The 10,636-nt window shown below is 62.3% G+C and carries 9 protein-coding genes; 5 read left to right on the top strand and 4 right to left on the bottom strand.

Annotated features, from left to right (window positions below; translation table 11 throughout):
- A partial coding sequence (locus AC1DVS_RS18710) for an integrase core domain-containing protein (protein ID WP_478025429.1) occupies nt 1-198 on the top strand: 198 nt, incomplete at its 5' end.
- Between the two features lie 295 nt (nt 199-493).
- Here AC1DVS_RS18710 and AC1DVS_RS18705 read toward each other — a convergent pair.
- Nucleotides 494-658: a hypothetical protein gene (locus tag AC1DVS_RS18705; RefSeq protein ID WP_478025428.1), complete on the bottom strand. Its 165-nt coding sequence runs from the start codon at nt 656-658 to the stop codon at nt 494-496.
- Here AC1DVS_RS18705 and AC1DVS_RS18700 point away from each other — a divergent pair.
- The 3 genes from AC1DVS_RS18700 (at nt 635) to AC1DVS_RS18690 (ending at nt 4,261) form a co-directional block, all read left to right on the top strand.
- Nucleotides 635-1,729, top strand: coding sequence for a surface lipoprotein assembly modifier (locus AC1DVS_RS18700; RefSeq protein ID WP_478025427.1), 1,095 nt, complete (start codon nt 635-637; stop codon nt 1,727-1,729). The genes AC1DVS_RS18705 and AC1DVS_RS18700 overlap by 24 nt on opposite strands.
- An 18-nt stretch (nt 1,730-1,747) precedes the next feature.
- Complete coding sequence (locus AC1DVS_RS18695; protein ID WP_478025426.1) at nt 1,748-2,659, top strand: transferrin-binding protein-like solute binding protein; 912 nt, start codon at nt 1,748-1,750, stop codon at nt 2,657-2,659.
- 291 nt (nt 2,660-2,950) lie between these two features.
- The gene (locus AC1DVS_RS18690; protein ID WP_478025425.1) at nt 2,951-4,261 is read left to right on the top strand and encodes a chloride channel protein; all 1,311 of its coding nucleotides are present in this window, start codon (nt 2,951-2,953) and stop codon (nt 4,259-4,261) included.
- Nucleotides 4,262-4,305: 44 nt separating this feature from the next.
- Here AC1DVS_RS18690 and AC1DVS_RS18685 read toward each other — a convergent pair whose 3' ends face one another.
- From AC1DVS_RS18685 to AC1DVS_RS18675, 3 genes are all read right to left on the bottom strand, one after another.
- Complete coding sequence (locus AC1DVS_RS18685; protein WP_478025424.1) at nt 4,306-5,196, bottom strand: IS3 family transposase; 891 nt, start codon at nt 5,194-5,196, stop codon at nt 4,306-4,308.
- A complete protein-coding gene (locus AC1DVS_RS18680; RefSeq protein ID WP_478025423.1) occupies nt 5,193-5,588 on the bottom strand; it encodes a transposase in 396 nt (131 codons plus the stop codon). Before AC1DVS_RS18680 ends, AC1DVS_RS18685 begins: the two co-directional genes overlap by 4 nt.
- A 1,699-nt stretch (nt 5,589-7,287) precedes the next feature.
- On the bottom strand, nt 7,288-9,471 hold the full coding sequence (locus AC1DVS_RS18675) for a hypothetical protein (RefSeq protein WP_478025422.1): 2,184 nt from the start codon (nt 9,469-9,471) through the stop codon (nt 7,288-7,290).
- A 506-nt stretch (nt 9,472-9,977) separates the two neighbouring features.
- Here AC1DVS_RS18675 and AC1DVS_RS18670 point away from each other — a divergent pair.
- Entirely contained in the window at nt 9,978-10,472 is a 495-nt protein-coding gene (locus tag AC1DVS_RS18670) for a GNAT family N-acetyltransferase (protein ID WP_478025421.1), read from the top strand.
- Nucleotides 10,473-10,636 lie beyond the last annotated feature (164 nt).

Genomic DNA, 10,636 nt, shown 5'->3' with positions numbered 1-10,636 from the left:
GCCGAAGAGGTGAACGGCAAGGCCTACGCAACCCTCGCTGAAGCTCGCCGCGACATCGGCCAGTTCATCGATACCGTCTACAACACACAGCGCCTGCACTCAGCGCTCGGATACAAGCCGCCGGTCGAGTTCGAAGCTGAACTCGGCCTCTCCACCAACCATCAAATCTATGGCAATATCGCTGTGTCACTCAATTAGCTGTGTCTCAACACAGGGGTGCACTCCAATAGTGTCCCCGTAATTTGGTGTCCCCGTAATTTGACATGCCCGACCAGGCGCACTCGACGGTTGTCAATTGGAACCGAAGCGGCGAATTTCTCCATCTATTTTGTGGACTTACTTCATTTTTCGGGCCATTGTGTCCGCCTGCATCCGGGGGAGAAAGACGTCGCTTCAGCACGCCACTTCGGCGCTGGTCAGCATTTCGCTGCCAGTTGGTGGGGCTGTATACCCCCAGGAATCCGCTCCGCCGGCCGGGGCGGATCGGGCCAGTTCATTTACGACAGCCCAATTTTTCGCTTATGCCGATGCCGCACGCGATGCAGGCGATTTCGCGACGGCCGAAGCTGCGTACCGCGCCCTGGCGAGCAATCCGAATCCGCAGCTTCGGGCCGAGGCGCACTTTCGGCTGGGGATGATGCTCGCCGATCAGCGGCACGAATATCGCGCCGCGGCGATCGAGTTCCGTCATATCCTCGACGAACAGCCGAAATCGGCTCGGGTGCGGCTCGAACTTGCGCGCGTGCTGGCGCTGATTGGGAATGTGGGCGCCGCCGAGCGCGAATTTCGTGCCGCTGAGGCCGCCGGCCTTCCGCCGGAGGTGCAACAGATGGTGCGGTTCTATGCGAACGCGCTTGAAACCCGGAAGGTGCTGGGCGGCAGCTTCGAAGTGGCAATCGTGCCCGACAGCAATGTGAACCGTGCAACCCGATCGGACACGCTTGGCACTGTGCTCGGGGATTTCACGCTGGGAGACGACACGCGCGAGCGGTCGGGCGTCGGCCTGGCGCTCAGGGGCCAGGGATATGTACGCCGGAAACTGACGCAACACGCCAATCTGCTGATGCGGGTTTCAGGGAGTGCGGATCTGTACCGTGCATCGCAGTTCGACGATTTCGTGCTGGCCGTGCAGGCCGGCCCCGAACTGGTTTCGGGTACTGACCGGATTATCGTATCGGCTGGCCCGGCATGGCGATGGTACGGAACCAGGCCGTACAGCGTGACCATCGGCGGGACGACCCAGTGGCAGCATCCGCTCGGCAAGCGCATGATGCTGCGCCTCGATGCCGGAGCGGGGCGTATGACCAACCGTCGCAACGCATTGGAAGATAGCAGCACCTATTCGCTTGGAGCGGAGCTCGACCGGGCCTTCACCGCGCGTTCCGGTGGCGGGCTGCAAGTCTCAGCCGGGCGGCAGGTCGCTCGCGATCCTGGTTATGGCAACGTCACCGGTGCGGTGAGCGGCTACGCCTTTCGGGAGTTCGGCCGGACGACTGCGGTATTGGGATTGGCGTATAGGCGGCTTGAAGCCGATGCGCGCCTGGCGCTTTATCCGAAGCGGCGGACCGACCAGCAATTCTCCCTTACCGGGAGCGCCACCTGGCGCGCCTTGCAAATCAGGGGATTCGCTCCTTTCACGCGCCTTCGCCTGGAGCGCAATCGTTCCACCATAAGCCTTTATGAGTACAAGAGAGTCGCGGCCGAATTCGGCATCACATCAGCATTTTGATCGAAAAGGGGTCAGGTTATGAAAGCTCTGCGAAAAGCGTTCCTTCTGGGTACGGCATTGCCCGTGTTCGCCGCACTTTCGGCGTGCAGCGGCGGTAGCGGCGGGGGCGGACTAAGCAGCACGCCGACACCTACCCCGGCTTCCTATACCAAGATCGTCGACATGACCGGCGACCGCACGTTCCAGACCGGCGGCGTCCAGTATAATACCGGCCCGACTGGTTTCTCGAACGCGTCAACCCAGACGTTCGGCAGCGGCGTCACCGTCGCCTACACCGTCGCCAACGACAGCTACAGGCTGACAGCGCCGGACGGCAGCACCGTGACGTTCGACCCCTCCAATGCCCAAACCCCACCGCCGGGCAGCAATGCGCAGGTCTGGGTCAAGATTACGGGCACGACCCGCGACCAATTCTTCCTGAGCGTGCCTAGCGTATCCGGCGTACCGCTCAGTTACACGCTGACCGGATCCTGGGGGCGTTTCGATACGACGAACGGTACTGGGCTTGTTCGACTGGCGGTAGGCGGCGCGCCGACCATCGCGAGCGATATGCCGAAGACTGGAACCGCCACATATTCCACTGCGATCGGCGGCTCGGCCGTCGTACCAGGGACGGCCGCCCCCTATACGCTCACCGGCAGCAGCACCGCCACCTTCTCCGCCAATTTCGGCACCGGAGCGATCACCACCGCGATGACGCTTGGCGGGACTCAGACCGGCCCGGCGGTGACCAACTTCGGCACCTTCAACGGCACGGGCACCCTTACCTCTGCCGGCCCGGGCTTTACCGGCACGGTGAGCGGGACCGGCGCCAACGGCGTATTTTCGGGGGCTTTTTTCGGCCCCCAGGCGCTGGAGATGGGGTATCAGTGGTCGATCAACGGCAGCGCCCTTAGCGCAGCCGGCACGGTGACCGGTCGGAAGAACTGAAAAACAAGGGATGAGCTGCGGCCTGGCGGCAGCTCATCCCCGCCGGCGGAAGGGACGATCCTCTGGAATTTCGGCCCTCTGCATGGCTGCGCGGAGATACAATGATGTGCCACTGCTAAGTATTTCAGCGGCATTACAGCAGTTTGGAATGGCCTCCGGCCCGTTCCAATGCCCGCCTGTCAAAGCCGTTCGGCCGGAATTCGAACACGAGGTCAGCTGACGGTCACCAAAAGCGGTGCCCGCAACAAACTGTGTGTTTGCCGGATTGGCGAGGCCAGCTAAGGCCGCCTCATGCTCAAAAACCTTCGCAGCTGGCTGACCGGCAGGCACGTCGCCACTGTCCATACGCGTCTGGCGGCGGTGGTCGGCGCGGTTGCGCTCGGGCTGGTGGCGATCGTCTTTGCGCGCGTGGGTGAGGTTGCGCAGGATCTCTTCCTGCATCTGGCGGCGATCTCGCCCTATGCGCCCTTCATCGTCACGCCGCTGGTGTTCGCGGCGGTCATCCATGCGACTCACCGCTTTTTTCCCGCGGCGCGTGGCTCGGGCATCCCGCAGGTGATGGCGGCCGGCCACAATCCCGAGCGGCATGCACATGGCGAGCTTTTGTCGCTACGGACTGCTTCGGCCAAATTGTGCGGCACGATCGCGATGCTGCTCGCCGGCGGATCGGTCGGGCGTGAGGGCCCGACCGTGCAGGTCAGCGCGGCGCTGATGGTGGCGGTGCACCGCTGGCTGCGGGTTCCGGTCTCGGCGGGCATCATCATCGCCGGCGGCGCGGCGGGCGTTGCCGCCGCCTTCAACACCCCGCTTGCCGGGGTTGCCTTCGCGATCGAGGAGCTGGCCGCTGCGTTCGAACAGAAGGTGGCCGTGATGGTGATGGCTGCGGTGATGATCTCGGGGCTCGTCAGCCTGAGCCTTGCCGGGGATTATGTGTATTTCGGCGCGATGGACGGCGCCCTGCCGATCCGCGTGATGCTCGAGGTCTCGCCGATCGCCGGGGTGCTCGGCGGCGTGACGGGCGGGCTTTTCGCCCGCTGCCTTATCGCGATGATGCGGCCGGGCCAGGCGTGGTTGAGACGTCTCCGGTCGCGCCCGGTGGTGCTCGCGGCGATGTGCGGGTTCGTCGTCGCCCTTACCGGCTGGGCCACCAACGGGCTGACCTGGGGGACCGGCTATGGCACCACCAAGTTGCTTCTCGCCGGACAGGCCTCACCGATGATATTCGGGCCGGCCAAATTCGTGAGCACCCTCGCCACGGCGCTGAGCGGTGCGCCGGGCGGTATCTTCGCCCCTTCTTTGTCGGTCGGTGCTGGGCTCGGGCAGCTGATTTCGTATTTCTTTCCGGACAGTCCGGCGGGGGCGATCGTGCTGCTTGGCATGGTCGGGTATTTCACCGGCGTGGTGCGGGCGCCGATGACGGCGGTCATCATCATGATGGAGATGACGGCTGACCGGACCATGATCCTGCCGCTGTTCGCAACGGCGCTGATTGCCGATGCCGTCAGCACGATGATTTGCCGGCACAAGCTTTACCACGCGCTGTCGGGCCAGTTTCACGCATCGCCGGCGCCGCCGGTTTCGAATGAGGTCGCGGAAAGGTGACGGCTATTTAATATAGTGGAGTGCACCCCTGTGTTGAGACACAGCTAATTGAGTGACACAGCGATATTGCCATAGATTTGATGGTTGGTGGAGAGGCCGAGTTCAGCTTCGAACTCGACCGGCGGCTTGTATCCGAGCGCTGAGTGCAGGCGCTGTGTGTTGTAGACGGTATCGATGAACTGGCCGATGTCGCGGCGAGCTTCAGCGAGGGTTGCGTAGGCCTTGCCGTTCACCTCTTCGGCTTTCAGGGTTTTCATGAAGCTCTCGGCCTTGGCGTTGTCGTAAGGGTTGGCGACGCGGCTCATGCTGATGGCGATGCCGTGCGCTTCGAGGCGTCGGCCATAGTCGATACTGGCATATTGCACGCCGCGGTCGCTGTGATGGATGAGTGTCTCAGGCGCAGGGTTGCGCGCGCCGATCGCCATGTCGAGCGCCTCGATCGCGAGGCGTGCCTCGAGATGATCGTCGAGCGCCCAGCCGATCACCTTGCGGCTGAAGGCGTCGAGCACGACGGCGAGATAGATAAAGGCTTCGCCGAGCCGGACATAGGTGATGTCAGCGGCCCAGATCTGATCGAGGCCGGTCGGCACCAGGTAACGGATCAGGTTGGGTACGATTGCAAAGCCGTGTCGGCTATCGGTGGTGCGCGGCACGAACGGGCTCTTGCGCAGGCACAGCAGATTATCCTCGCGCATCAGCCTCAGCACCCGCTTGGCGTTGACGATGTGCCCCTCACGCCGCAGCTGGGCGGTGATCCGCCGATAGCCATAATGTCGATGCACCAGGCTGAGCCGCTGGACCTGATCCCGCAGATCCGCGTCAGCACGTGCCGGCGCGTGCGCGTCGAAGTGGCGATAATAGCCGGCGCGCGAGACACCGCCGAGCTGGCACAGCCGCCGGATGGTGGGGTCGCCTTGCGTCTCCTGCGCGGTCATGGCTTCGATGATCGCGTAGATGTGGGCGCGGTGCCGCTCGGGCTGCCCGCGTCCGTGAGCCGCAAGGCTCTGCGAAAAAAATCCAGATCGACCTGCTGGCGCCCGACGAGGCGCTCAAGCTCTGCAACCCGCGCCTGGGCCTGCGCCAGCGGGTCGGCAGGCGCCGTGCGTTCAGGCGGCGGACTCGAACGGCGGCCTCCGGGCTTTGGACCGCGCTTGCGGTTCAGCCCCGCCACGCCGTGCGCACGATAGGCCTTGGCCCAATCGTACAAGAGCTTGCGACGTACACCCAGATCGGCAGCCAGCGCTGTAGCCTGCTCGCCAGCTTCCAGCCGCAACACCGCGCGTTCCTTGAACTCTGTCGTGAATATCCTTGGCGTTGGGTCCGACACGATCCCTCCTCGGCTACCGTGTCACCCAATTACCGTGTCTCACTCAAGGGGTGCAGTCCACTATACTAATTAGGCCTACCGTCGGCTGCCCCCGCGGCGCGCGCGGAGTTTCGGGGACACTATACTAAACTGCGTGCCCATAGTCTGCTCTGGCGGAATTTGGTAAAGTGTTCCTTTGTGTCACGCTGGCCGGGTATACGTCGATTCATCGGCGGTGACAGAGCGCTTCGCTGCTACGTAGGTCATAATCATGAGAATAGAGCGTATAGTGTGGATAACGCTGACCGTTGCTCTCCTGGCAACTCTTGCCGTAATTTATTCAAAACTTTCCTCTGTGAGATATGTCTTTCTCGTACAGCCGGCTGACGAGGCTTATAGAGCTGCTGCCACAAAATTGTTCATCAAGGAGGAAGGTGCCACCGAGGACATGATTTCAAAAAGTTTTTACGTGAGCTACCTCGGCTTTAGCGACAGATCGTGCATAAGGTTTGTTCCGAGGCCTCGGGTGTATGGCGGCGCGACCACCTATTGCTTCGCGAAAGGATTGCCCGAGCGGCTGATCGGGGTCGACCGCGAAGCGGAATAGCGTCCGATGTCAATGTCTGGGTAGAAACCTGCGAAGCCCATGCCTCATGAGCCGGAGGCAGAGACACCAATAGGTTCGACGGCTCTCGGCCGTAGCCAAACATGACCTAATGTCATGATGCCAATCAAAAAGCAGCAGGCAGCTGCGTATCCAGGAAATAGAGGAAGGTCGGCAACGCAGCGATCAAAACAGAATTTATCCGGTCCAGATGCCGGTGCGTTCACGAAGAATAGATCAGAAAAATACGTCCAATCCCCCGCTATGACCGAATCGATATATAGGTGTACAATCCAAGATTGCACAAGAGCAAATACCGCAGACATAATAAGAAATAATAATGATATCAGCAATCTACCATCTCTTCCGCTAATCATATAGTATTCTTCGCGCCAGCAGGCTGAATCAAATGTCGAGTGAATTAAAACAATAGTTTGTCCATTCATTATTGACCACCTGATGCGCCACAAATTGGGCAATGGGAAGACGCTGTCGAGTCAATCCATCTCCATCAGGAGGCCCTCGGCCTACCCAGGCATGTGATCGTCACAGGGGTGCTCCCTGCCATCCGATCCAGCCCGTCTTCAGATCGGCGCGAGTGTCCCCAGCCGAGCACGCGCGCCATCATCTCCATGACTCGACCTGTACAATGTTCTGTACAGATAGGAAATGTCAGCTACCCCTCCTGACATTTTCAAAAGGCGTTGATAATCGCGGATTCCTGAGCCGAACACGCCCCGCCTCATAGCCCTGCCTGCGATGCCCCCCTGACAGGCATGACAAAACTCTCCAACATGCGCGCTCGGTTTTCCGTGCATTCCCCTCGTGATAGCCCCATCCAGCGCCCGAAATCCGCCCTGAATTATGTCACACGTCCAACATATCCGCCCCCAGACTCGCCCCGCGCGATTCAACCCGAACCGGCAATCGGCCACAGCAACATGGCGGGCCGTCAGCAGCGGTGCGCACCGCTCTTTCACATGACTGGAATTCTCATCGGCTCGCGCGTTCCAAACACCGCGCGCGCCACAAGGAAGGGCCGCACCTTCACAGATGCGGCCCGTCCCGTTCAACACCGACAGCTCCCACGCGAAACGCGACAACCGCCACCAACCCTCAGGGCGTCGGCTTGCCCACCACAATGCCCCCCGCGGCGCGCGCGACATAGACGGTGCCATATTCAGTCGGATCGCCGGTCAGCGTGCCGCCGTCCCCGAACCGGTGCACATCGTCGTTGATCCGCTCCCAGGTCACGCCCTCATCGTCGGAACGCCAGATGCCGGTCTGGCCCTTGACCTTTCCGGACAAATAGACCGTCGGATAGGTCTTGCCCGGGGCCTCCTTGCCGACGCCGACATTCCAGGCTTCGTCGACGGTCTTGAGCGCCTCCAGCGGCTTTTTGGGGTCAGCCGAATGGTACAGTCCGGACGGCGTGGCCAGCCACAGATCCCGCATCCGCCCCGGCACAGAAAGGAGCTGCGAGCCTTGATAACTGGGCACCGGAGGGATGCCCTTCATCACCGGCTTGAAGCTCTTGCCGCCATCGACGCTGATCAGGATTTGACCGCCCTCGCGATCATGGACGTAGAACACGCCGTTGATGAACCTGTCGGCCACCGGAATCAGGGTCGCCTCGGACGTAGCCGGCCATCCTTCCGAGGCAGTCCAGGTCACCCCCTTGTCGACGGAGACATAGGCGCGTTCGCGCGGAATGCTCCACACGATCGAGCTTCCGCCGGCGGACACGGCGAGTGGGCCGACATTGTGCCAGTTCCCCTTCGCATCCTGGGGCGAATAAGGCGGCATCGACGGAAAGCCGGTCCAGTGCACGCCGCCGTCTTCGGAATAATAGCCAAAAGGCTTCCGATCGGACGTCCGTGCGAGGAAGGCAGGTTTCAGCCATGCCACGTCGACTGACCAGTTCGAAACGGTCGGGGCGAATACCCCGGACGCGGTGGGCGTTCTGGTGACGTCGTCCCAACTGCCGCCCGCCACGTCGCCCATCGCCGCCATCACCGTCGCGCCCGCGGGCGGCGACACCATCTGAATGATCGCGGTCTCCTCGAGATTATCGTCGGCGAATTCGAACTGGACGGGTTTGGGGGATCCGGCCGCCGTCAGGTTGCCGGTCATCCATACGCCGCCGCCGGTTCCGTAGATCATCTCGTCCGGGTTGAACGGGTTGATCTTCACATCGGATGTCCAGCTGCCCATCCGGTCCTTTTCCGAACCATTGAGCTGGGTGTCATTGCCGAGCCACGGGTAGCGCGCCTTGTTGTGCTTCGACACCGTCGTCAGCGGCAGCCAGTGCGACCCGCCATCCCGCGACAGGAAGATCTCGTCGGGTTCGGGCCACCAGCGGTCGATGGTCGAGGTCACGATGGTGCCGGGATGGGCGGGGTCGATATCAACGCCCGAATAGCCGAAGGTCGCGCTCCCCGCGACCGGGGCGACGGGCGTGATATTGTGCCACTGGTTGGTCTTGAGGTCCATTTTCCAGACCGCGCCGCCCGAGACATTGCTCGGGTTCAGCGCATTGGTGTTCTTGGCGTCTCCGGTGGCGAACGTGACATAAAGGAATCCGTCCCGGCCGATAACGGCGTGCTGCGGCGTCCCGGACGGAGCGCCAGGGGCGGGGCTGAAGCTCGCGCCCCCGTCCCGGCTGACATAGAGTCCGCCGCCGGCATCGGACGATCCGACATACAGGGTTTGTGTCGGCGCTCCCTTGCTGCCGGAGCTCGGATCGAACAGCACCAGCGTCACACCGGAGCGCGGAAAGCTTGCCAGTTTTGCGAAGGTCTTCGCCCCGTCGGCGCTCTTCCACAGGCCATTCTCGTTGGAACCGAGAAAGAGGATATCGCCCGCGTTCGGATCGACCTGAAGCCGTTCGCCCGTGCCGCGCCCGTCCGCATTGCCGCCGACCTTGAACGGCAGGTCAGTCTTCGTCCAGGTCGCGCCCTGGTCGTTTGAACGCAGAACCGCCCCGTTATGCGCCCATTCCCCGAGATAGAGGCCGCAGTCGAGAAAGACCTTGCCGGGATCATTCGGGTCGAGCGCCACGCTGAGAATACCGTTCGTGTCCCGCTCGTCATGCGACAGATGATCGAGCAACGGGACCCACCGCTTGGTGGCGAAGTCGAAACGGAAGACGCCGCCGACATCGGTGCGGGCATAGAGGATATTTGGCGCTTTCGGATGATAGACAAAGCCATCGACATAACCGCCGCCGCCCCAAGGGACTGTCTTCCAGCTATAGCCGGATGCCGTTGCGGCCTGAGTGCCCGCGACAGCAGCCACCATTACGCTTGCGGCTACGCAAGCGCGAAGAAAACCTTTTCTCAATTACTTAACTCCCCACCTCAAATGCTCCGAACCAGCCGACGTCACCAGATGGCGCGACGACAATCTTCGGCCATCGCAAGCTACCAAATCAGGCCGTTCAGGTCTCGATTATTCGTCGCTTTCGCCGCCTGAATCGCGGCACATGCAACCGCCTTTGAGTCTCCTGCTTGCACGTCCATTTCTGGTGCACTGCCGCTACGGAATCCTGTGCTTTCGGGCAGTACAGCGTTGTTTCGTATTGCTAACAATCAGGCCTATCGTGCCTGCAAGCTAAAGTCGTTCGTCAAGCGGCGCCCACGCCGTCAGGGGAGCGCCACGCGCGGAGGGAAACCTTATGCTGCGTTGATGTTCAGCCGATTTCCCTCGATGGATATCAACGCAGGATGCGCTACACTGGGTGCCCGGGCCGCTTGCGGTGCCGGGCATCTTTTTTTGCGGGTCAGCCCGCCCTGGCGAGACGAGCCATGCCGATCCTGGTCCCCGCCGATGGCGATACCCCCTCCGCCCCTTCGGCCCGGCTCGCCCGCGGCATGAAACACGGCTTCCCGCCCGGTGACGATGCGGCCGCGGCGATTGCCGAAGTGCTCGGCGTGATGACCGCAGTATCCCGGCCGGCGCTCTGGGGCACCTATTGGGCGATCGGCGCGGTAGCCGAGACCGACGCAGGCGATGCCGAGCCAGCCACCCAGGGAATGTGCGGCTTCAAGTTCGCGCCGGACTCGTCCGGCCTGGTCGAGATCGCTTACTACACCTTCCCCGCCCTGGAAGGCCGCGGCATCGCCTCGGCCATGGTCGCGGCCCTGCTGCGCATCGCCGACGGCGCCGCGACCGGCGTGATCGCCCACACCCTCCCCGAACGCAACGCCTCCTGCGCCGTGCTGACCCGTAACGGCTTCACTTTCGAGGGCGAGGTGATGGATCCCGAAGATGGCCCGGTCTGGCGGTGGCGGCGGCGATAGGTAAGGGTGTCGGCCCGGGAAGGCTTTCGGAAAAGACGGGCCTTTCCGCGCGCTTGGGCCCAGCGGCGAGAGATAGCCTGTACTAATACTTAGGCGCCAATCGACATTTGTTTAGGCCTTTGCGGCGCATGTTTCACCCGACCCCGGTTCAGTCACGGGGAGAG

This window comes from Sphingomonas sp. P3_C5, from assembly GCF_056402635.1.
This window is presented reverse-complemented; position numbering and strand designations above follow the sequence as displayed.